This window comes from Mammaliicoccus sp. D-M19 (assembly GCF_022386695.1).
Lineage (GTDB): Bacteria > Bacillota > Bacilli > Staphylococcales > Staphylococcaceae > Mammaliicoccus > Mammaliicoccus sciuri.
Genome location: NZ_JAJNHW010000001.1, coordinates 349,076 through 371,269, shown reverse-complemented (window position 1 = coordinate 371,269; position 22,194 = coordinate 349,076). Strand labels below are relative to the sequence as shown.

Below are 22,194 nucleotides of genomic sequence, written 5' to 3'. Positions count from 1 at the left end.
AGGGGGTGTGTATGATGGATAATATATTCATAAATTTTAACAAAGCATATATGATCGTTCCTCGACAAATTTCAATTGAAGATAAAAACTATCGTCAATTTGTTCAATTCACTGACTTTACGATTTATTTTTCAAATGATTTAAGTTCTTATGAGTATACAAAGAATGACATCAAAGTAGCCATATTAGGTCATTTTGTGCATACGAAACATGTCGACTTGAAATATCCTGAAATATGCGCCCAATTATTATCTCACGAAATAGATTCTTATGATTTTCTTGAAGAGATGAGTTTTTATAATGGCAGGTATGTTATGTTGATAGAGTATAATGGACGTTTGCTACTATATAATGATGCAACGTCATTTTTATCATTGTATTATCATGCGTCTCATGATTTATATGCTAGTCATTCTGAATTAGTGAATCAACTCGTAAAATTATGTTTTGATATGACTTGTGAAAGAATCGCACATAAGTCATATGGATTTTTAGACTATAGTAAATATAAAGATGTTTATAAATTCAATGCCAATACAAGATTTAATATAACAGACCATTCAATTAAAAGAATTTATCCAATCAACCCATGTGTTAAGAAATCAGCAGAAGAAGTATATAGAATCGTTAACCATGAAATTGAAGCAGCGGTTGATTATTTATTTCGATTTAATCAAAAAGTGATTTGTTCTATCACTGCTGGTCATGATTCTAAAGTATCATTATCTTATATTAAAGAACATATCAATGATGTGAATTTCTTTACTTATACAAAAAATATAGATGAATTAGAACATGAACAAGCTGCACATATTTATCGTATAGATGAATATATTTCTCAAAAAATGGCATATAATTTAAATTTAAAGCATACGCTATTTAATATGGATCAACTAGCAGTCAATTCAAATTTGATTGATAGATATCATTTATATGAAACAGATCATAGTATTCATTTAATCAATTATTATCATGAGAACAGGTCGTTTAATCATTGTATACATTTAAAATCTACTATCTTTGAACTTGCTAAAAGTATTATTCCGAAGCGGATACAAAGAGCAGACTCATTTTTACCGTATGAAAATGCAATCAAAAAATGGGCTAAAGATTTTCCAGTGGATCAATTATCTCACGATTATTTATTAGAATTTGTTAAAAGAAATGAGCTCTATAAGACCATTGAATTAGGTTATCATCCTTATGAAACGTTGTATTATGAATCTAGAATGAACGGTTGGCATAGCTGTATTGTTCAAGAAAGTGATGATTATTTAGATGTGTTTAGCTTAATCAACACGAGGCATATCTTATTTGAATTTATGAGTATTAATCAGGAAGATAAGCAAAATCAAATGTTACATAAGTTGATGATTAAACATCATTGGCCAATTTTAAATTATTTTCAAATCAATGAAATTAACACTTTAGAGGATCGATTAATTCAATTAGAAGAAGATACAAATAGGGATGTTGAGAGTTTGACTCATGTTATGATTCAAACTGAAGATTTCTATCAAATTATACAAAATGAAAAAAAGTTATTTCGTGCATTAACACCTAAATTTAGTAATGAAAATCAAAAGAAAATGATTTTGACGAATACTGAGGATTACAAGATTAAACTTGAATTGAGAACATTTTATCATAATAAAAATGGCAGAGATACAGTGTATTTTGATATAGAAAGTGAGTCAATCGACTTAGTAGATTTGAGTAAAAACAATTTAGAATTGACGATAGAACCACAAGCATCTATTACAATTTCTGTCTATGCAAGTAAAAAAATTGAGAAAACATCATGGATCAGCGCTTCACAATTTGAACTTATTGAAAAATAAAAATCAAGTAGGTCGTTATATATGAAGATAGTTACTGAAATCTTTAAAGAACAATTTAATAATTTACCTAAAATTTTTAAACTTGCAATTTATAATATGAAAAGTCAATATGCCAATCATTATCTTGGTGTATTTTGGAATATATTACAACCCATCTTACAAGTTGCTGTATATTATCTTGTGTTTGGTTTAGGGTTAAGAGGAGATGCGAGTGGACAAGTAGTAGGTGTACCATTTTTAGTACATCTTATTTCAGGTTTGTTTCCTTGGTTGTTCATATCACAAGGGATCAATACAGGTGCATCTGCTATTCAAGGCAATGTAGGACTCTTATCAAAAATGAAGTTTCCATCTTCAATATTTATATCTATAGCTTTAACTAATAATATGATTAATTTAATGATTACATCGGCCATTTTATTTGTCATATCTGTCATTAATGGATATGTACCTTGGTGGCATTACTTTTGGTTTATATACTTTTTAGTCGCATCTTATGCAATTATTTTTGGTATTTCATTAATTATGAGTACATTAATTATTGTTATTCGCGATACTAAAAATTTACTACAAAATGTTATAAGAATGCTATTCTTTATGACACCTATCTTTTGGGCGATGGAAGAAGCACACGGTATTTTACAAAGGTTAGCAAGCTTAAATCCATTTGCATATTTAGTAGGTGTTTATCGTACAGCGTTTGTGCATGGTAATGTTTCCGTGTACGGACAATGGCATGATCATTTATATTTTTGGCTTTTAACAATTATATTATTATTAATAGGTTCATTGGTTCATTCAAGGTTTAAACGGAAATTACTAGACTACTTATAGGGTGTTCATAATATGACAAAGAAATTATTAATGATTTCACAAAATTTTTATCCAGAACTTGGGTCTGCCGCAAATCGAATGAAAATGATGTTCAAAGCTTTTCGTTCAAGTGGTTCAGACCCGACAATGTTAACGACCGAGCCAACATATCCTAACCAAAGTCTATTTGAAGATCAATCTTATTTTACAGATCCATCTTTAAATAAATTAGAAAAGAAGAAAATTATTCGAATGAAAATGCATGGTAATAAGCAAAATAGTAATTTTATCATGAGGTTAGTATATTATATAGAACAATATGTCAGATTAAGAGTCTTCTTGAAAATGCACAATGACGATTATGATATTGTGTATGTTTCTAGTCCAAATATATTTCTAGCTTGGGCGACGTTATTTTTTAAAAGTGCGAAACATCCGACATATGTGTTAGAAATTAGAGATTTATGGCCAGATAGCGTAAATGGATTAAAGCATATTAACATAAGTTTATTTATGCCACTATTAAAATATTTAGAGAAGAAAATGTATAATTCTGCAGATAAAATTGTCATTAATAATGAAGCATTTAGGTCACATATTCAGAAGCGATTACAGCGAAAAGTACCCATATTTTATTTGCCAAATGGCATTTCAAGAAATGAACTGATAACTGAAGAAAAATATAATGATTTTAGTGTTATTTATACAGGAAATATTGGATATGCTCAAGATGTAGATAAACTTATTTCAATATGCTTAGCTTTAAATGATAAACAAATCAATGTTACAGCGATTGTTTATGGTGTGCAAGCTGACAAGTTTAGAAAGGCTGTAAGAGATTGTAAGTATATTCAAGTGAAAAAACCGATGGATCGAACAGCTTGTTTAACTGAAATATCTAAACATCATATTTCACTTTCAATTTTAGAATCTTCTGATGTGTTTATGAATGTGATGCCTGGAAAAATTGTAGATGCAATTGGAGTTGGAACACCTCCTATATCTAATATTAGTGGTCCAACTGAAGCTATTATTCAAAAATATAATCTAGGATTTGCAAGAAAACAAGCTTCAATAGATACAATCGTAAACGAAATTGAATCATTAAAATATGATGAACAAGCTTTATCCATTAAAGCAAGGAATGCACGTGAATATCGTGATGAACACCTTATATGGGAAGATAATATTGAAAAGCTTATGACATTTTTAAGAAAAGGTGATAGAGATGACAAATACTTATAAAATAAAATGTGAAAATGTCTCGAAAGTTTACGACTTAAATGTAAACAGAAAAGATAAGCTGCTATCTTTATTTACTTTTGGATTAAGTTATAAATCTAAACCTTACTATGCATTACATGACATATCATTTGAAGTAGAAGAAGGGACATCTGTTGGCATAATCGGACTGAATGGGTCAGGTAAATCAACTTTATCTAATATTCTAGGTGGAGTCGTTGAACCTTCTTCCGGAACAGTTTATACAAATGGTAAGCCGTCGCTGATTGCTATTGGCGCAGGGTTAAATCCTGAATTTACGGGTGAAGAAAATATTCATTATAAATGTTTAATGCACGGTATGTCACAACGAGAAATTAATGAAAAATTTGATGATATTGTTCAGTTTAGTGAACTTGATGAATTTATTTATCAACCTTTAAAATCATATTCTAGTGGTATGAAATCAAGATTAGGCTTTGCAATTGCAATTCATACAGATCCAGATATTCTTATTGTCGATGAAGCATTGTCAGTAGGTGATGAAACTTTTTCTAATAAATGTATAGATAAAATGCACGATTTACAAGAACAAGGTAAAACAATATTTTTTGTATCCCATTCAGCAGGACAAATTAAAAAAATATGTAAAAAAGCGATTTGGATACATTACGGTGAGATGGTTGCGTATGGTGAAGTCAATGATATCGTGGCGAGGTACGTTAATCTCATTCAGAAAGTTAAGAAGAAATCGAAACAAGAACAATTAGAATATAAACGTATTAAAATCCAACAACAACGTAATAAAGAGGTAGATGATTCAGTCATACAAAAAGAAAAAAGACCAACAAGTTTATTAGCGATGATTGGAATAATGAGTGTGGCTTGGATATATATACTGTTATTCCAAGTAGGGATACTATAATTTGCATGGAATGAGGTTATCAAATGAAAAAGGTCACAATGTTTGTATGGAATCATTTTACGAATGATGCAAGAGTCAATAGAGAGTGTACAACTTTAGCGGATAATGGTTATGACGTAAATTTAATTGCGATAAATGACCCAAAAAATACTGCTATTTCAGCTTATGAAGAAATATCTAACACATTTAAAGTTCATAGAGTGAAGAGATATCCATGGTTATTGCAAGCTTATCAAGATCATGGCAAGAAATTCTTATTAGTAGTAGCTGGTGTCCAAATTGTTATTATACCAAGTCTTTTCTATATAAGTTTCACATTAATGGCAGCTTATCTGTTATCACTCGTGGTTGCTGCAGGTATGATAAAGTTTAAAAAAATAAGAAAATGGTTTATAAATGGTGCAATTATTACGAGAATGATTGTAAAAGGTTATATACAAAATGCTGATATATATCATGCAAATGATTTAAACACATTACCTCAAGCTATCGTATGTTCTAAATTACGCTTAAAACCAAAACCTTTAATTTATGATAGCCATGAAGTTCAATCAGACAGAACGGGTTACAATCCAAAGACAATTAAGCGTATTGAGTCGTTCATGTTAAAATTTGTAGATCAAATGATTGTAGAAAATCATACAAGAGCAAAATACAATGAAGATATATATGGATTCTATCCAAAAACATTGTATAACTACTCAGAGAAATACAATATTGAAGAAAAGCCACAAATCAATTTACATAAGAAAATAAGCATCAATGAAGATGAGAAAATTTTACTTTATCAAGGCGGACTCCAACAAGGAAGAGGTCTTGAATTACTTATTGAAGCAATGGATGAAATTGAAGAAGGACATTTACTATTTATCGGAGGAGGCAAGTTAACACAGACTTTAAAAGAACAAGCCGAAGCTTCCAAACAAGCTGATAGAATTCATTTCTTAGATAAAGTACCATTTCAAGAATTACCATCATATACTCGTGAAGCATACCTTGGATTCCAAGTGTTGCAGAACATTTGCTTCAATCACTATTCAGCAAGTTCAAATAAATTGTTTGAATATATGATGGCTCACGTACCTGTTATTAGTTGTGACTTTCCAGAAATTAAGAAAGTAGTAGAAGAAACCAATACCGGTTTAGTTGTGGATTCACATAAAGCTTCAGAAATAGCTAATGCTGTGAATCAACTTGTAAAAGATACAAGCTTAAGAAATCAATTAAGCGAAAACACTAAACAAGCAAAAGAAATCTATAATTGGAATAATGAAAAATCAAAATTACTCGAAGTTTATAATCAATTTGTTCCAATAGAGCATCCAATAACTCAAGTTCATACAAAATAAAGAACGGTCTACCATGCCACGGCATCGTAGACCTTTTTACGTTGTTTGAAGTAGTTACCATTTATATTTAGTAACTTGTGTTTTGTAAATATTGGGATTACAATAATATAATTAAGATAGTAACGGTAAAAGGAGTAATTCTAAGATGTACATTAAAAAGAGTATAGAGCGGGTAAGCAATTTTATTGAAGTAGGTAATGAACGAGAAGCAATGATGTTACTAAGAGATTTAGAAGCAAATGTCGTGAGATATGACTTTGAAATTATGGGAGACGGATTCAACAAATTTGCTGAATTATACGTATCACAAAAAAATAGGAAAAAAGCAATCGAAATGTACCAAAAAGCAATCCTATATTATAGAGAAGTCGGAAACCAAGAAAAAGTATCCCAAGTCAGTCGTAACTTTGAAAACCTGATCTTGTAGTGTTGGTTGAGGTAAGTAAGGAAAAAACTACATATATCTTTAATGAAGGAGCTTATATGGAAAAGCAAATATTATTTCTTTCTGGTTTAGGCAGTCATAGATTATTTTTGAAAGATTTAAATAACCAATTAGATAATATGAATTTAGTTCAAATTGATCTGCCGGGTCATGGTTTGAATCTAGATGTTATCGTTAATGATTTAAATGAATTAGTAGAGTGGTTTAAAACAGAGATAAAAATTTATGATAATGAAGAACTGACAATAGTTGGGCATTCATTAGGGGCGGATTTATTATCATATATAAGTATCAAGGTTCCACAAATTAAAAATCTTATATTATTAGACGGTGGATTATTTAATCTTGAAGACCTAGAATACAGTAGTGAGATTGAAATTAAAGATACTAAAAATCATTTAGAAAACTTTCAATTCAAGAACTTGGACGACTTTATAGAATCAGAAAAAGATGCATATAAAACATGGAATCAATATTTATTAGAAGCATCAACTACAAGGATGACTTTCAATTTAAATAAACAAGTTTATGAACTTAATATTAATGAACATTCAATCCTAAAATTATTGAAAATAAGAAGACAAATCAACTTACCGACCTTCAATCAATTACTAGACAGAAATATATTGGTTTTATTACCACAAGAACAGGAACAATTCATATTAGACATGAAAATTAAGAATATACCTTCACATATACACTGTAAAACAATCTCTGACAGTGGCCACGATATTTATATAGATAACCCTGTAAAAGTAGGAAAAGAAATAAAAAGTTGGCTAAGTACTATAAATGTATGAGGTAGGTAATTAAATGATAACCGATTCATTTGATATACAAGGGAAACCAATTGTAAATTTGAGTGACTTCTATGGTGAACAACAATTCAAAGTTGAAGTATGCTTAATTACATATTCTAAAGAAATATACGATGCTATTTTAAGAGAAAATAAATGTGAAAAAATCGGTGAAATCAATGCCTCTAATGGAGCATTTCCTATATATCAGTTCATTTATAAAGGTAAAGCAGTAGCATTTTATCTATCTGCAATTGGTTCAACGCTTGCTTCTCAATATTGCATGATATGTAATTGGGTAACTGGTGCTACAAAATTTGTAATGTTTGGATCAGCAGGTAGTCTTGATAACGAAAGAACTTTTAATAAATTTATCATACCTACACATAGCTATAGAGATGAAGGAATGTCATATCATTACGCCCCTCCATCAGACTATATTAAAGTGAAGAATGCTAATAAAGTAACTGAAGTATTTAATAAATTAGCATTACCATTTATTGAAGGTAAAGTTTGGACAACTGATGCTGTACTTAGAGAAACAAACATACAGTATAATAAAAGGAAAAAAGAAGGATGTATTGCAGTAGATATGGAGCTTGCTGGAGTACAAGCAGTTTGTGACTTTCATGGATTTGAACTATTTAGTTTTCTAGTAACTGGTGATGTACTCTCTGAAGGTACATATAATGTTGATGGGTTAAAAGAAGCAAATCATAATATAGATAAATTTAATATTGCTTTGAATATTATAGAAGAACTTAACTTATAATATATGGAATATTACTAGCGCAATTAGGTTAAATCCCCCCTTACTTAAATTTTTAAGTAAGGGGGGATTTTATTTATCAAGATAGGTGAAACAAGATAAATAGAAGCGTTGTATTTATCAAGACTGGCAAAACAAGATAAATAGGAGGCTTATATTTATCAAGACAGGTGAAACAAGATAAATAGGGGGCTTGTATTTATCAAGACAAGTGAAACAAGATAAATAGGGGGCTTGTATTTATCAAGACAAGTGAAACAAGATAAATAGGAGCTCTGTATTTATCAAGACAAGCGAAACAAGATAAATAGGCACCCTGTATTTATCAAGAAAGACCAAACAAGATAAATAGGAAGATCGAACATTGCAAGTGGAGCGTGACTAGCAATATTGGAGCGTTGAATATTGCAAAACAGCCCCGACTAGCAACATAGAGCCACCGAATATTGCAAGACGACCCAAACAAGCAACATAGCCCCTCAATAAAATCCCTAACCAACGAACCAGCCAACCAACTCTCAACTAATTCACACTCCATACCATTAATTCATTCTATCCAAAATAAAAAAGCTGTTAATAAAGTCTCTGACTTTATTAACAGCTTTAAATATATAGGTTTTACATATGGGCGCTGTGTCCGCCAACCATAACCCAATAAGTACCGATTATTACTAATAAAGTAATAATTACTGCGAAAAGTACTTTGAATGCAGTTGCGCGTCCATCTGGTCCTTCTGTTAAATGCATGAACATTAGTAATTGAACTAATGCTTGTAAGAAAGCAAATCCAATAATGATTGATGTTCTTACTTGCAGTGACATGCCAGTGTATAACATGACATAAACAGCTACTAATGTTAGTACAATTGAGAATATTAAACCGACTGTATGTGTAACGACTGTTTTATTCATGATCCACTCACCATCCCTACAAGATAAACTAATGTAAAGATAAAGATCCATACAACATCAAGGAAATGCCAGTATAAACTTCCGATAAATACTTTAGGTGCATTGTGTTCATTTAATCCACGTGTAAGGATTTGGATTAATACACCTGAAATCCAGAATATACCTACAGTAACATGGAGACCATGCGTACCTAATAGTATAAAGAATGAAGACCAGAATGATCCTAATTGAGGTGTAACACCTTCATGTACATAGTGAGTAAATTCGTAAACTTCAAATCCTACGAATCCTGCACCTAAGATAAGTGTGATAATCATCCATACCATCATCATTTTGACATTTTCTTTACGCATGTAGTAAACACCGATACCACAAGTGTAACTACTTACAAGTAATAGGAATGTCATAATCATAACTAACGGTAATTCAAATAATTCTGGTGTAGTGAAACCACCGTATGAACCACTTTTCTGTAATACTAAGAATGTTGCAAATAATGTACCGAATAACGCAACCTCAGCAGTAAGAAAGACCCAAAATCCGAGTTTATTTAATTGGCCTGTTTCATTAACAGTATCAATTGTATTGTGGTGTTCATTACTCATCTTTATTGTCCTCCTTTTCCTGTAATTCTTGTTCACGTAATTCGCGTAATTTTGCTTCATTTTCTTCTAATTCTTCAGCATGAATATGGTAGCCGTAGTCTTTTTCGAAACTTCTCCAAACCATACATGCTAATACGCCAACACCAAAGATAATTGCTGGTATATATGTTTCGAATACTAGGAAGAATCCACCGAATAAGAAACATACTGCCATCCAGAATCCGATATGTGTATTGTTAGGCATATGAATATCTTTATAATCTCTATCATCTAAATAGTGTTTACCATTTTGTTTCATTTCTACAAATGTTTCAGTATCATACCATTTTGGTGTAATAGCGAAGTTATAGTGTGGTGGCATAGCTGAAGCAGTAGCCCATTCTAATGTTCTACCTAATCCATTCCAGTTGTCACCGTTTGCTTCACGTTTCGCTTTACCAAAGCTGTATACAACGTTCCATACTAGAGCTAAGAAACCAATACCCATCAAGAATGCACCGATTGTAGAGATGAAGTTTAATGAGAACCATCCATCTGCTTGAGTGTATTTATATAAACGACGTGGCATTCCATCTAAACCTAATAGGAATTGTGGTAAGAAACATAAGTTGAATCCTAAAGTAAATGTCCAGAATAACCATTGATTAATTTTTTCATTTAATTTGTGACCAAACATTTTTGGATACCAGAATATTAAACCTGCGAAACATGCGAATACAACACCAGCGATGATAACGTAGTGGAAGTGTGCCACTAAGAAATAAGTATTGTGATATTGATAGTCCGCTGCTGCCATAGCAAGCATAACACCTGTAACCCCACCTAATGTGAAGTTTGGAATAAAGGCTAATGAGAATAACATTGGTGATTCAAATGAAATTCTACCTTTATATAAAGTTAATAGCCAGTTGAATATTTTAACACCTGTTGGTACGGCGATTAACATTGTAGATATTGAGAAGAATGAGTTAACTAATGCACCACTACCCATAGTGAAGAAATGGTGAACCCATACGATAAAGCTTAAGAATGCAATACCACAGATCGCCCAGACCATACTTTGATGTCCAAATAATCTTTTTCTAGCAAAAGTAGGGATAATTTCTGAGTAAATACCGAAAGCCGGTAATACTAGAATATAAACTTCAGGGTGACCCCATACCCAGAAGAAGTTAGCCCATAACATTGGCATACCACCATTAGCAACTTCAAAGAAGCTTGTTCCCATTAAACGATCGAACGTCATTAAAGCAAGTGCGACAGTTAAAATAGGGAAGGCTAAGATGATTAATAATGATGTAATTAATGTTGTCATTGAGAACATTGGGATTTGCATAAATTTCATTGATTTAGTACGTAATTTTAAGATCGTAACAAAGAAGTTAATACCTGTCATTAACGTACCAATACCAGCGATTTGAATTGCAATTAAGTAATAATTAATTCCTGTACCTGGACTGAAGTCAGTTGCAAGTGGCGCATAGTTTGTCCAACCAGCAGCTGGCGCACCACCAAGTACGAATGAAATATTAAATAATCCCATTCCTGCAGCAAATAACCAGAAACTTAAGTTATTTAACATAGGGAATGCAACATCTCGAGCACCTAATTGTAATGGTACAACAACGTTCATTAAACCGATTAAGAACGGCATTGCCATGAATATAATCATGATTACACCATGTGTTGTAAAGATTTCATTATAATGCTGAGATTTAAGTAATGTATTATCAGGTGTCATTAATTGTAAACGGATAAGAAGTGCATCTACACCGCCACGGAAGAACATAATGATTGCAGATATAATATACATTACACCGATTTTTTTATGGTCAACTGAAGTTAACCACTCTGTATAAAGCCATTTCCATTTTTTATAATATGTTAGACCACCAACAACGCATATACCTGTTAATACAAGCAATACTTGCGCCATTGTTATCATCCAGTCACTTTGAACGATAAATTCATTCCATGGAAAATTCATTACTTGTCACCTCCATGGTTCTTATCTGAAGATTTTTCATCATCAGTTTTTGCATCTTCTTGCATTTTTTCCATTTCATCCATATGATGTTTTTCTTCTTTTTTGAAGTCACTGTCATATTTTTCGTTATTTTTAAGAATCATAGGTTTCATTCCATGACGGTCATAGTTAGGGTTTGTAACAGTCACTTTGCGTGCAGGTAATACTGGTTTTTCTGTTACACCTTCACTTTCATCATAGAAGTTTGGATCTTTTGGTTCATAGCGGAAACGTTTATAAGCATGGAAAATATATTCAGGATCCGCAGCAGGATCTACGTATGCTAGATGTGTTCCACTAAAAGTAAGTTCCTCATTCTTAGTTGTAGGTAAAATTTGATGATCGAATGTGTCTTGATCAATAGTTTTACGTTTTTGAGATTTAGAGACCCATTTATCATAATCTTTATTGCTTACAGCGTTAACATTAAATGTTTGTCTAGAGAAACCTTCACCATTAAAGTTAGAGTTTCTACCTTTAAATGTACCTGTTTCATTAGCTTGCAATGTCCAGTCCATTGTCATGCTTGTCATAGCGTACTTCTGTCCACCTAATTGAGGTACCCAGAAACTTGTCATTGTATCCATAGATTGTAATTTAAATAGAACTGGTCGACCTTCTGGAATCGTTACATGATTGACAGTTTCGACTTTCTCATCTGGATAACTAAAGAACCACTTAAAGCCTGCACTTGTTGCATAAATAACAACTGGATCTTCTTCTGACTTAGGTGCTTCTTCATAAGAATAAAGAGATTTAATTGTTGGTATAGCTAGTATCACAAGTATGATTACTGGAATAATAAACCATACAGCTTCTAAGACGAAGTTGTGATGCATCGTACCTGATGTTTCATTTTTTGTTTTTCTATATTTAATAATAAATATTAAAAACAAAACGGAGACCACTACAACTATTAAGACCATCATAATAATTGAAAAGATAATTAAGAAATGTTGATCTTCTGCCATAGGGCCTTTGGGGTTTAATACTTCTAAATTTGAACAACCACTAAGTAAAATACCTAATGTTGACATGAGAAGTATTGACTTTAACTTTGCCACGTTTTTTACCTCCCAATTTTCTATATACCTATATATATGGCTAGACCTTAATTTTAAAGGATTTAAACATATTTACAAGGCTATAAAATAGGGTGTAAGCGTTATAATATAAAAATGTATTTAATTAACTTTGATATGACGGGTTTTTTCCTAATTGTTAAATTTTTGTGTACATTTTAAAAATATTTAAAAAAACGAAAAAACATCTTTAAATTGATAAAAACATTGAGTTTTCAGGTTATTAAGAATAGTTTAAAATATTTTTAATGTTCTTTAATGAGTGCTTAAATGAAATGAAAATTTAAAAATTACACTTTTGATAAATAAAAAACAAACCAAATGACATCATTCATTTGGTTTGCTAAATTATGATTATTTTACTGTAATTGTTCTTCCTTCAGCTGAGATATGACCGTCAGTATCTGATACGGCATAGCCAACTTTATATTTACCAGGTTTATTTGTATCTACTTCACCACTTGTAACAATATCAGAAGTTAAATCTTTACCTGATTTGTCTTTAGCTTTTACATCTTTTAATAAGTCAAATTCTTGACCTTTTTTAATTGTAATGTCTTTAATACCTGATAATTCAGGATTAGGTGCTAAATCGGCATCATTTACGTAAACGCCTCTTTTGTATGTGTAGTAGTAGCCATCAGAATCTTTAACGTGATAAGTGATATATTGTAAACCAGTTTTAGAAGTATCAATATCACCTTTAACAGTTACTTTATCAGTGATGTCTCCGTCTTTTTTGTCAGATGCTTTAACACCTTTCATCGGATCGAAGTGGTCACCTTGATAAACTAAATCTTTAGTTGGCACTGTAATAATTGGCATATTTTCATCTAAATCTTTAGTAGATGTCTTTTTGTTAGATGCTACTTCAGCTTTAGATTCATCTTTATCTTTCGTATCGTTGTCTTTAGAACCATTTAATGAACCTTCTTTGACAACATACACGTAATGCCATTTCGTTCTATACGCGCCATCTGAATCTGTAACTTTATATTGTACTTTGTATTTCCCTAATTTAGAAGTATCAACGTCACCAGTTACTTTAATCTTATCTGTTAAGTCTCCATCTTCTTTATCATATGCTTTTATACCTTTTAATGAATCGTAGTCAGCACCTTTTTCAACAACGTCACCTTCGACACCTTTAATTTGTGGAAGGCTGTTTCCTGTAGCACTCGCAGTTAATGAAGGTGTCACAAGTGAAGCAGAAACACCAAGTACTGTAAGAGATTGTAATATTTTATTCATCATTTTTTATGTACTCCTTTGTTGTAAGCTATAAGGAAAGAATAACATGTCTCGTTTTTCATTTCCTTACTAAATGATATATTATCGTAATATTTTCACATTTACATCGACCTTTAGACCGATTTCCTAGCTTAAAGTGTGTAAACAGTGTCTTTTAGGGTGTTTTTAGGGATGATATCACTTAAATAATATTGATCAAGGGTACGTAAGTATTCAGTTAAAGCATGATTGAGTGCACTTTTTAGTCCACAATTTAATGCTATTGGGCACGTGTTTGTTTCCATATTAAAGCATTCTACTAATTCAAAATGATCTTCAGTTTGTCTAACAAGTTTACCGATATTAATGTCGTTAGGGGACTGATTGAGGATTATGCCACCATTTCTTCCTCTTATAGATTTTAAATATCCTAACTTAACAAGTTGATGTACGACTTTCGTTAAATGATTTTTTGATATGCCATAAAAGTTTGAAATCTCTTCTATTTGAGATTGTTTATTTTGTTGGGCTAAATACATGAGGACACGTAAGGAATAATCTGTGTATTGGGTGAGCTTCATAAAGTTCAACCTCCTTATAATATATTAATTATACTTAATATGAGGGTTAAAAAACAATCAATCAATATATGTATTTTTGAAAGAGTGACAACTTTGTAAACTTTTTGGGAACTGTATTGAAAAACATTGTGAAATTTTTTACAATTAAACATGTATTTAAAATATATCTTTTAGAGGGGGACTTCTGATGTTATCAGAACAAACTAAAGAAATCGTAAAACAAACAGTACCAGTATTAGAACAATACGGAAATGAAATTACAAAAGTCTTTTATCAAAGAATGTTTGAAGCACATCCAGAATTATTGAACATATTTAATAAATCTAACCAAAAACAAGGTAAACAACAAATAGCTTTAGCACAAACAGTTTTAGCAGCAGCTAAACATATCGATCATTTAGAAGCAATCGTTCCTAACGTAAATCAAATTGCACATAAACACCGTGCATTACAAGTTAAAGAAGAACATTATCCAATTGTTGGTGAATTCCTATTAAAAGCAATTAAAGAAGTTCTAGGCGATGCAGCTACAGATGATATTATGAATGCTTGGGAAGAAGCATATGGTGAAATCGCAGGCGTATTTATTCAAATGGAAAAATCAATGTACGAAGCAGCAGCTTGGGATGACTTTAAATCATTTAAAATTACAAATATTGAAGACCAAGGTACTTCAATGAAATCATTCGAAGTTGAACCAGTAGATAACATTAAAGTTCCTGAACTTGTTGCAGGTCAATATATCACTGTACGTATTAAACCAACTAACGATGATAATTTAGCATTAAGACATTACTCAATTTACTCTGTAAAAAATGACGGTAAAATAAGATTTGCTGTTAAACGTGAAGGAGAAGGCGAGAAAAAAGGTCTAGTCTCTCATGATTTACATGATAAATATTCAATTGGAGATACTATTGAACTTTCAGCTCCAGCAGGTGATTTCAAAGTAGAATCAGAAAAAGATAAAAAATTATTACTATTATCTTCCGGAGCAGGTGTTACACCAATGTTTGCTATGTTAGAAGATGAAGCATATAAAGGTAGAAATGTTCATTTCGTACATGTAAATGAAGCAGAAAAAGACGTACCATTTAAAGAAGAAGTAGATGCATTAAACGCAATGAACGAAAATGTAGAAGTTACTTATCATTTAAAAGAAAAAGATGGATATTTAACAAGTAATGAATTAAGCAATTGGATTAATGAAGACGTCGACATCTATTTATGTGGTGGTATCACATTTATGGATACAATATTTGATGAGCTAGAAAAATTAAATATTGGCCAAGCAGATGTTCACTTCGAACCATTTGGTCCAAAAATGAGTATTACAAACGTATAATTTAAGTATTTAAAACACCATTCCATTATGATCAGCATAATGGAATGGTGTTTTTTTATGTATAAAAATTATAACATTATAATGTTTGCGTTATAAAACATTATAATGTTATAATGTTTTTCAAAGAGGTGATCATTTTGAAAAGTACAGGTGTTATACAAAATATCGAAATGGTTGATGGTAAGAAAGTAGATATTTTAATTGAACAAGGGATTATAAAGAAAATTGCTACACCAAATTCTATTGATGGCGAATTGTTGTTTAATGGTGAGCATTCATTTATTTCTTCAGGATGGATTGATTTGCATGTACATGGTTTTTCGGATTTTTCTCCTTATGGTGACAATATCGACGACATCGGTATTAAACAAGGTGTGACGACAATTGTTGATGCAGGAAGCTGTGGTGCAAATAGAATAGATGAACTATATTACAGAGCTCAATCGAGTAAGACGAATGTATTTTCATTTTTAAATATTTCAAGAATTGGTTTGGAAAGAATAGATGAGTTATCTAATTTAGATTGGATTAATGTTGAAGCATGTCATGATGCAGTTCATAAGTACAAAGACATGATTATTGGATTGAAAGCTAGAATTAGCAATAGTGTTGTAAAAGGTAATGGCATTACACCATTACAGAAAGCAGTTGAAATTGGTAATGATTTGAAATTGCCGATTATGACGCATATAGGATCTGCACCTCCTAAAATTGAAGATGTTATACCTTTACTTAGGAAAGGCGATATTATTACACACTTTTTGAATGGTAAAGAAAATAATCTTTTTGACAATAATGGCAATCCTTTAAATGTTTTAAAAGATGCAATTTCTAGAGGCGTGACTTTAGATGTCGGTCATGGTAATGCAAGTTTCTCATTTGAAGTTGCAAAATTAGCTCAAAAGCACGACATTCATTTTAATACGATAAGTTCTGATATTTATAAGAAGAACAGACTAGAAGGACCTGTATTTAGTTTATCTAATGTTTTATCAAAGTTTATTAATTTAGGTTATTCATTAGAAGAAGTTATAAATGCAGTAACTATTAATCCAGCACATATCATAAATAAACCATATTTATCAGACTTCACTGAGGGTCAAGTTGCTAATTTGACAATATTTGATGTGATGGATAAAAAAGTAGATTTAATCGATTCAGATAGAAAAATATTAAAAGGTACAAAACTCATTAAAGAAAGAGGCGTATTAGCAAATGGAGCGTTCATTAAATTATAAATACGGATTAAAACAAGTCATTAATGCTAGTGGAAGAATGAGCATATTAGGTGTTTCATCACCAACAGATACGGTCATGGATGCTATGAAATATGGTGGACAGAATTATGTTGAAATAGCTGATCTAGTAGACAAATCTGGACAGTACATTGCACAAAAAATAAAGGCAGAAGATGCTGTTGTCGTAAATTCAGCCTCCAGTGGAATAGCGTTATCTGTTGCTTCTGTTGTAACAAAAGGAGACAAAAGAAAAAGTCAACGCCTGCATAATCAAAGTATTGAGCAAAATGAAATCATCTTATTTAAAGGACATAATGTTCAATACGGAGCACCAATAGAAACGATGGTTTATTTAGGAGGTGGGGCTTTAGTAGAGGTTGGTTATGCAAACGAAGGAAAAGAAGAGCATATAGAGTCAGCCATTAATCAAAATACTGCAGCGATATTATTTGTTAAATCTCATCATGCAGTACAAAAAAATATGGCATCAGTTGAAGAAATATATGAAGTTGCACAAAGAAATAATATTCCATTAATTGTCGATGCAGCTGCAGAAGAAGATTTGGAAAAATACATTCAACATTCTGATTTAGCAATTTACAGTGGGTCAAAGGCGATACAAGGACCAACAACGGGAATCGTTGCAGGTAAAAAAGAATGGATTAATTTTGTAAAAGTACAGTTACATTTTATTGGCAGAAGTATGAAAGTTGGTAAAGAATCTGTATTTGGCTTGTTACAAGCGATAGATGAATACTATGAAAAAGTTGATCATTCAAAAGAAGAGAAAGAAACGTTAACAAAATTAGATGCTTTAAATCAATATGATGGTATTAACGTCAGTATTGTACAAGATGAAGCGGGTAGAGAAATTTATAGAAGTCGCATAAAAGTAGACGATTCAATGATTAATTTAACTGCTGAAGAAGTTGTGAATAAATTAAAAAATGCTGAAACTGCAATTTATACAAGAGATTATGGTGTAAAACAAGGTCATTTTGATATAGATCCAAGACCATTAAAAGAAAATGAAATAGATACGATTTACAATACAATGGTACAAATTTTGGAAGGGGAAATATAATGAAAATACTAGATAGATTTTATAAAAATCGCGTTTCTTTAAACGTCTTGGCTAAAGGAAAAGAGAATATAGAAGAAATATATAAAACGGCAGAAGGAAATGTTGTAATCGGTGTATTATCAAAAGACTTTGATAATGTAAATGATGCTGTTAATGTAATGAAAGACTTTGGAAGCAATGTAGAAGATGCTATTTCTATTGGATTGGGCGCAGGTGATAACAAACAAGCAAAAGTCGTTTCTGAAATTGCGAAACATTACCAAGGATCACATATCAATCAAGTATTTACAAGTGTTGGCCAAACATTTGCTAATTCTGGTAATACAACATGGGTGAATTCATTGGTATCTCCTTCTGGCAAACCTGGATATGTAAATATATCTACTGGTCCAATTAGTGGTGCAGGTGAAGAACAAGCTGTCATTTCAATTAAAGCAGCAATTAATTTAATAAAAGATATGGGAGGATCATCTATTAAATTTTTCCCTATGAATGGATTGCAAACAATTGAAGAGTATAAAGTTGTTGCAAAAGCGTGTGGTGAAGAACAATTTGGACTCGAGCCAACTGGTGGCATCACATTAGAAAACTTTGAAGAAATTTTAGATATCGCTTTAAAAAATAATGTACCTAAAATCATCCCACATGTTTATTCATCAATTATTGATAAAGAAACAGGTATGACCAAAATAGAAGATGTTGAATGGTTAAATCATAAAATTAAAGAAAAAGTTGATTCTTATGAATAAAAAAATTGCTGCGTATGGTGAAATCATGATGCGGTTAACAGTCCCGGACCATCTTCTATTAAGACAAGCTGATAGATTAAATTACAGTTTTACTGGAACAGGTGTAAATGTTACAGGTTTAATGGCGCAATTTGGATATGAAACGAACTTAATAAGTGCTGTTCCCGATAATTCAGTTGGGACAGCTGCGATTAGTGCGATTAGAAGACTTGGAATAGATAGTCAATTCATATTAAAAAGAAATCAAAATCTTGGAATGTACTTTTTAGAAGAAGGATTCGGTAATCGTTCAAGTAGTGTGACATATACAAATAGAACTGAAAGTAGTTTCAATACAGTATATATTTCAGACTATCCCTTAGAAGAAATTGTTAAAAATATAGATGTTCTTCATATTTGTGGCATCTCATTAGCAATGAACGAAATGATGCGACAGAACATTCTTGAGATCGTAAAAGTTGCTCGAGAACACAATATACAAATCGTTTTTGATTGTAATTTTAGACCATCTCTTTGGGGTGAAGGTGGAAATGAAAAAGCTAAACCATATTATGAGTCGATTTTACATGAAGCGGATATCGTTCTCATGAATGAAAAAGATGCAATTAATACATTAGGTATGACGACAGATAAAGAAATAAAAGCAGAACAACTAGAGGATATATTACCTAAAGTATCAGAGAAATATCATATACCTATTATTGCAGGTACAAACAGAATCGTTAATAGTAGCAATCATAATACCATCAAGGGATATTTATTTAAAAATAATCAAATGTTTTATTCAAAAAATTATGAAGTCACAATATTAGATAGAATTGGAACTGGTGATGCATATACAAGTGGGCTTATTCATGCCGAATTAACTAACATGAGCCCACAGGATGTAGTAGATTTTTCAGCAGCTTCTTGTGCTCTAGCACATACAATATCAGGGGATACCCCTTTATATAATGTAGATGATATAATAAAAGTCATGAAAAACGAAATTAACGATATTGAGAGGTAATCATTTATGACGGTACTATCATCAGAAAAAGGACCATTATATTTACAAATTAAGCAAATAATTGAAGATAGAATTATTCATGGTATTTATACTGTTGGAAATAATATCCCTACTGAAACAGATTTTGAAAAAGAATTTAATGTGAGCAAAGTTACGGTAAGGGCAGCAATCAAAGAATTAGTTGCATTAGGTTATTTAGAAAAGAAAAGCGGTAAAGGTACGCGCGTTATTAGTCATAAACCATTTAATAAAGTTACAAAAAATAAAAACTTTACAGAAAAATTGGTTGAAGAAGGTAACGAAATTAAAAAAGTTATTAAAGATATCGCTGTCGTATCCAATTTAAAAAATAGTGAATTATATAACATGTTTGGCGAAAATGCCTACAAAATTACAAGAGTTTACTTATTAAATAATAGACCATATATATTATTCAATCATTATTTACCATATCCACTTCATAGTTTGAATGAATATGAAAAGCAAAAACAAAATAATGATTTGTCTATATATAAAATAATAGAAGAAGCGAATATAGAAATTATCAATACTGAAGATTCATTTTCAGTGAAAAAAGATATTACGGCTTCGGAATATTTAGAACTTGATCCATCTGTATCACTACTTGTTAGAGAACGTCAATCTTTTAATAAAAACAGTGAAACAGTTGAATATAGTATTGGTTACTATAATAGTGATTTGAAAAAGTATAGCATCAGCTTAAACAATTGATGCTTTAACTTTTGTGATTTAATGGTAGCGCTAACATTATAGGGGGAAAATAATGGATTCAAATATATATTTATTAATCATTACGCTACTGTCAATTGTAATTGTTATTTTAGGAGTTGCTTTATGGAAATGGCATGCTTTTATTAGCTTAACTGTTGCTGGATTATTCTTAGCAATAATGGCAGGCTTGTCCCCAGAAAAAATTGTTACTGCTTATGAATCAGGAGTGGGTGATGTCCTTGGTCATTTAGTTGGTATTCTAGCATTAGGGACAATTTTAGGTAAATTAATGTCAGATTCAGGTGCAGGGATGCAAATTTCAGATTATCTTATAAAAGTATTGGGACCTAAGAAATTACCATGGGCGATGATGTTGTCTGGTTTTATTATTGGGATACCCGTATTTTTTGAAGTTGGAATTGTTATTTTATTACCGTTAGTCATATCTATTCACAAGACGACAAAAACAAATATATTATTGATTGCTATTCCTTTATTAGCCGGATTATCAATCGTTCATGGTATTGTACCACCACATCCAGGTGCCATGACAGCTATTGGAATTTATGATGCAGATTTAGGAAAAGTATTATTGTATGCACTCATTATTGCTTTACCAACTGCAATTATAGCTGGACCAATATTTGGTAAATTTATAAGCAAGAGATTAACTCCTGAAAATTCACCAAACATTTTAAAAGTCAATAATGAAACGACGAGTTTACCAAGTGTACCTGTATCATTCTTTATCATCGTACTACCAGTATTGCTAATGCTATTATCAATCATCACACCATATTTAGGTAGTTTACCAAGCTTATTAAGAAACACCTTATTATTTGTTGGTAGCCCTGTCATTGCATTGTTAATTTCATGCTTTGTAGCTTTCTATTTATTAGGATTTAAGCAAGGTATGAATAGAAATACAATCAAAAGATTAGTAGAAGACTGTATTTTACCAATAGGTTCAATCATTCTAATAATAGGAGCAGGCGGAGGATTTAAAGAAATTCTTATTGAAACTGGTGTAGGAGAAACGATTGCTCAAATGACAGAAAATCTATCACTTTCTCCATTACTATTAGCATTTTTAGTTGCAGGTTTAATTAGGGTTGCAACAGGTTCAGCAACCGTTGCATTAACGACAGCAGCTGGCATAGTTTCGCCAATTATTCAAAATTTATCAGGAGTAAATTTAGAGCTGTTAGTAATTGCAACAGGTGCAGGATCATTAATGTTATCGCATGTTAACGATGCAGGCTTTTGGATGGTAAAAGAATATTTAGGACTTAATGTGAAAGAAACTTTCAAGACATGGACCGTAATGGAAACGATGTTATCCGTAGTTGCCTTCTTAATAGCTTTCGCACTAAATAGTATCATATGAGTATTTTAATCGGAAAAAGTAGATGCTAAGATTGTGTTGTTAGGGATAAAATTC

General features: G+C 31.3%; 21 protein-coding genes and 1 pseudogene. 15 read left to right on the top strand and 7 right to left on the bottom strand.

What is annotated here, in order from left to right:
• The first annotated feature begins 14 nt into the window (after positions 1-14).
• From LQ675_RS01940 to LQ675_RS01905, 8 genes are all read left to right on the top strand, one after another.
• Positions 15-1,841, top strand: coding sequence for a hypothetical protein (locus LQ675_RS01940; RefSeq protein ID WP_239372140.1), 1,827 nt, complete (start codon positions 15-17; stop codon positions 1,839-1,841).
• A gap of 21 nt (positions 1,842-1,862) precedes the next feature.
• Positions 1,863-2,675, top strand: coding sequence for an ABC transporter permease (locus LQ675_RS01935; RefSeq protein ID WP_239726701.1), 813 nt, complete (start codon positions 1,863-1,865; stop codon positions 2,673-2,675).
• Positions 2,676-2,687: 12 nt separating this feature from the next.
• Entirely contained in the window at positions 2,688-3,899 is a 1,212-nt protein-coding gene (locus LQ675_RS01930) for a glycosyltransferase family 4 protein (protein WP_048542143.1), read from the top strand.
• Positions 3,900-3,957: 58 nt separating this feature from the next.
• Entirely contained in the window at positions 3,958-4,800 is an 843-nt protein-coding gene (locus LQ675_RS01925) for an ABC transporter ATP-binding protein (protein ID WP_481817158.1), read from the top strand.
• Between the two features lie 23 nt (positions 4,801-4,823).
• Positions 4,824-6,149: a glycosyltransferase gene (locus tag LQ675_RS01920; RefSeq protein ID WP_048542146.1), complete on the top strand. Its 1,326-nt coding sequence runs from the start codon at positions 4,824-4,826 to the stop codon at positions 6,147-6,149.
• Positions 6,150-6,294: 145 nt separating this feature from the next.
• A complete protein-coding gene (locus LQ675_RS01915; protein ID WP_048542148.1) occupies positions 6,295-6,576 on the top strand; it encodes a hypothetical protein in 282 nt (93 codons plus the stop codon).
• Positions 6,577-6,632: 56 nt separating this feature from the next.
• Positions 6,633-7,394 (top strand): alpha/beta fold hydrolase, encoded by a 762-nt coding sequence (locus LQ675_RS01910; RefSeq protein ID WP_048542150.1) that lies wholly within the window; start codon positions 6,633-6,635, stop codon positions 7,392-7,394.
• Positions 7,395-7,407: 13 nt separating this feature from the next.
• The gene (locus LQ675_RS01905) at positions 7,408-8,163 is read left to right on the top strand and encodes a nucleoside phosphorylase (protein WP_048542153.1); all 756 of its coding nucleotides are present in this window, start codon (positions 7,408-7,410) and stop codon (positions 8,161-8,163) included.
• Between the two features lie 615 nt (positions 8,164-8,778).
• Here the strand turns inward: LQ675_RS01905 and qoxD are convergent.
• The 7 genes and pseudogenes from qoxD to LQ675_RS01870 all read right to left on the bottom strand — a co-directional run bounded on the left by qoxD (position 8,779) and on the right by LQ675_RS01870 (position 14,596).
• On the bottom strand, positions 8,779-9,072 hold the full coding sequence (gene qoxD / locus LQ675_RS01900) for a cytochrome aa3 quinol oxidase subunit IV (RefSeq protein ID WP_025905215.1): 294 nt from the start codon (positions 9,070-9,072) through the stop codon (positions 8,779-8,781).
• Positions 9,069-9,677: a cytochrome aa3 quinol oxidase subunit III gene (qoxC, locus tag LQ675_RS01895; protein ID WP_048542156.1), complete on the bottom strand. Its 609-nt coding sequence runs from the start codon at positions 9,675-9,677 to the stop codon at positions 9,069-9,071. The genes qoxD and qoxC overlap by 4 nt, the downstream gene beginning before the upstream one ends.
• Positions 9,670-11,664, bottom strand: a complete 1,995-nt coding sequence (gene qoxB, locus LQ675_RS01890) for a cytochrome aa3 quinol oxidase subunit I (protein WP_048542158.1) — start codon at positions 11,662-11,664, stop codon at positions 9,670-9,672. The genes qoxC and qoxB overlap by 8 nt, the downstream gene beginning before the upstream one ends.
• Positions 11,664-12,767: a cytochrome aa3 quinol oxidase subunit II gene (gene qoxA, locus LQ675_RS01885; protein WP_048542159.1), complete on the bottom strand. Its 1,104-nt coding sequence runs from the start codon at positions 12,765-12,767 to the stop codon at positions 11,664-11,666. Before qoxA ends, qoxB begins: the two co-directional genes overlap by 1 nt.
• Positions 12,768-13,139: 372 nt before the next feature.
• Complete coding sequence (locus LQ675_RS01880; protein ID WP_241893168.1) at positions 13,140-13,733, bottom strand: immunoglobulin-like domain-containing protein; 594 nt, start codon at positions 13,731-13,733, stop codon at positions 13,140-13,142.
• Positions 13,725-14,036 (bottom strand): annotated as a pseudogene (locus LQ675_RS01875) (immunoglobulin-like domain-containing protein); the annotation flags it as partial. The pseudogene LQ675_RS01875 and the gene LQ675_RS01880, both read right to left, overlap by 9 nt.
• Positions 14,037-14,167: 131 nt before the next feature.
• Positions 14,168-14,596, bottom strand: a complete 429-nt coding sequence (locus tag LQ675_RS01870; protein ID WP_048542161.1) for an RrF2 family transcriptional regulator — start codon at positions 14,594-14,596, stop codon at positions 14,168-14,170.
• Positions 14,597-14,783: 187 nt separating this feature from the next.
• Between LQ675_RS01870 and LQ675_RS01865 the strand changes: the two genes are divergently transcribed.
• The 7 genes from LQ675_RS01865 (at position 14,784) to LQ675_RS01835 (ending at position 22,140) form a co-directional block, all read left to right on the top strand.
• Positions 14,784-15,941, top strand: a complete 1,158-nt coding sequence (locus tag LQ675_RS01865) for a globin domain-containing protein (RefSeq protein WP_239726711.1) — start codon at positions 14,784-14,786, stop codon at positions 15,939-15,941.
• A 170-nt stretch (positions 15,942-16,111) separates the two neighbouring features.
• Positions 16,112-17,179, top strand: a complete 1,068-nt coding sequence (locus LQ675_RS01860) for an amidohydrolase/deacetylase family metallohydrolase (protein WP_239732942.1) — start codon at positions 16,112-16,114, stop codon at positions 17,177-17,179.
• Positions 17,157-18,263, top strand: coding sequence for a DgaE family pyridoxal phosphate-dependent ammonia lyase (locus LQ675_RS01855; RefSeq protein ID WP_048542166.1), 1,107 nt, complete (start codon positions 17,157-17,159; stop codon positions 18,261-18,263). Before LQ675_RS01860 ends, LQ675_RS01855 begins: the two co-directional genes overlap by 23 nt.
• Positions 18,260-19,012 (top strand): 2-dehydro-3-deoxy-phosphogluconate aldolase, encoded by a 753-nt coding sequence (gene dagF / locus LQ675_RS01850; RefSeq protein ID WP_376700366.1) that lies wholly within the window; start codon positions 18,260-18,262, stop codon positions 19,010-19,012. The genes LQ675_RS01855 and dagF overlap by 4 nt, the downstream gene beginning before the upstream one ends.
• Positions 19,005-20,021 (top strand): sugar kinase, encoded by a 1,017-nt coding sequence (locus tag LQ675_RS01845; RefSeq protein WP_048542171.1) that lies wholly within the window; start codon positions 19,005-19,007, stop codon positions 20,019-20,021. The genes dagF and LQ675_RS01845 overlap by 8 nt, the downstream gene beginning before the upstream one ends.
• Before the next feature lie 6 nt (positions 20,022-20,027).
• Positions 20,028-20,753, top strand: a complete 726-nt coding sequence (locus LQ675_RS01840; RefSeq protein WP_048542172.1) for a GntR family transcriptional regulator — start codon at positions 20,028-20,030, stop codon at positions 20,751-20,753.
• A 52-nt stretch (positions 20,754-20,805) separates the two neighbouring features.
• Positions 20,806-22,140 carry a GntT/GntP/DsdX family permease gene (locus LQ675_RS01835; RefSeq protein ID WP_048542173.1) on the top strand — a complete coding sequence of 445 codons (1,335 nt, stop codon included), beginning with the start codon at positions 20,806-20,808 and terminating at the stop codon, positions 22,138-22,140.
• Positions 22,141-22,194: the final 54 nt, after the last annotated feature.

Coding starts and splice junctions, on each gene's coding strand:
- LQ675_RS01860 (WP_239732942.1), top strand. CDS start 16,112: ATGGTTGATGGTAAGAAAGTAGATATTTTAATTGAACAAGGGATTATA.
- LQ675_RS01845 (WP_048542171.1), top strand. CDS start 19,005: ATGAATAAAAAAATTGCTGCGTATGGTGAAATCATGATGCGGTTAACA.
- LQ675_RS01915 (WP_048542148.1), top strand. CDS start 6,295: ATGTACATTAAAAAGAGTATAGAGCGGGTAAGCAATTTTATTGAAGTA.
- qoxC (WP_048542156.1), bottom strand. CDS start 9,677: ATGAGTAATGAACACCACAATACAATTGATACTGTTAATGAAACAGGC.
- qoxD (WP_025905215.1), bottom strand. CDS start 9,072: ATGAATAAAACAGTCGTTACACATACAGTCGGTTTAATATTCTCAATT.
- LQ675_RS01835 (WP_048542173.1), top strand. CDS start 20,806: ATGGATTCAAATATATATTTATTAATCATTACGCTACTGTCAATTGTA.
- qoxB (WP_048542158.1), bottom strand. CDS start 11,664: ATGAATTTTCCATGGAATGAATTTATCGTTCAAAGTGACTGGATGATA.
- LQ675_RS01910 (WP_048542150.1), top strand. CDS start 6,633: ATGGAAAAGCAAATATTATTTCTTTCTGGTTTAGGCAGTCATAGATTA.
- LQ675_RS01905 (WP_048542153.1), top strand. CDS start 7,408: ATGATAACCGATTCATTTGATATACAAGGGAAACCAATTGTAAATTTG.
- LQ675_RS01940 (WP_239372140.1), top strand. CDS start 15: ATGGATAATATATTCATAAATTTTAACAAAGCATATATGATCGTTCCT.
- LQ675_RS01865 (WP_239726711.1), top strand. CDS start 14,784: ATGTTATCAGAACAAACTAAAGAAATCGTAAAACAAACAGTACCAGTA.
- LQ675_RS01935 (WP_239726701.1), top strand. CDS start 1,863: ATGAAGATAGTTACTGAAATCTTTAAAGAACAATTTAATAATTTACCT.
- LQ675_RS01870 (WP_048542161.1), bottom strand. CDS start 14,596: ATGAAGCTCACCCAATACACAGATTATTCCTTACGTGTCCTCATGTAT.
- LQ675_RS01840 (WP_048542172.1), top strand. CDS start 20,028: ATGACGGTACTATCATCAGAAAAAGGACCATTATATTTACAAATTAAG.
- LQ675_RS01930 (WP_048542143.1), top strand. CDS start 2,688: ATGACAAAGAAATTATTAATGATTTCACAAAATTTTTATCCAGAACTT.
- LQ675_RS01920 (WP_048542146.1), top strand. CDS start 4,824: ATGAAAAAGGTCACAATGTTTGTATGGAATCATTTTACGAATGATGCA.
- LQ675_RS01855 (WP_048542166.1), top strand. CDS start 17,157: ATGGAGCGTTCATTAAATTATAAATACGGATTAAAACAAGTCATTAAT.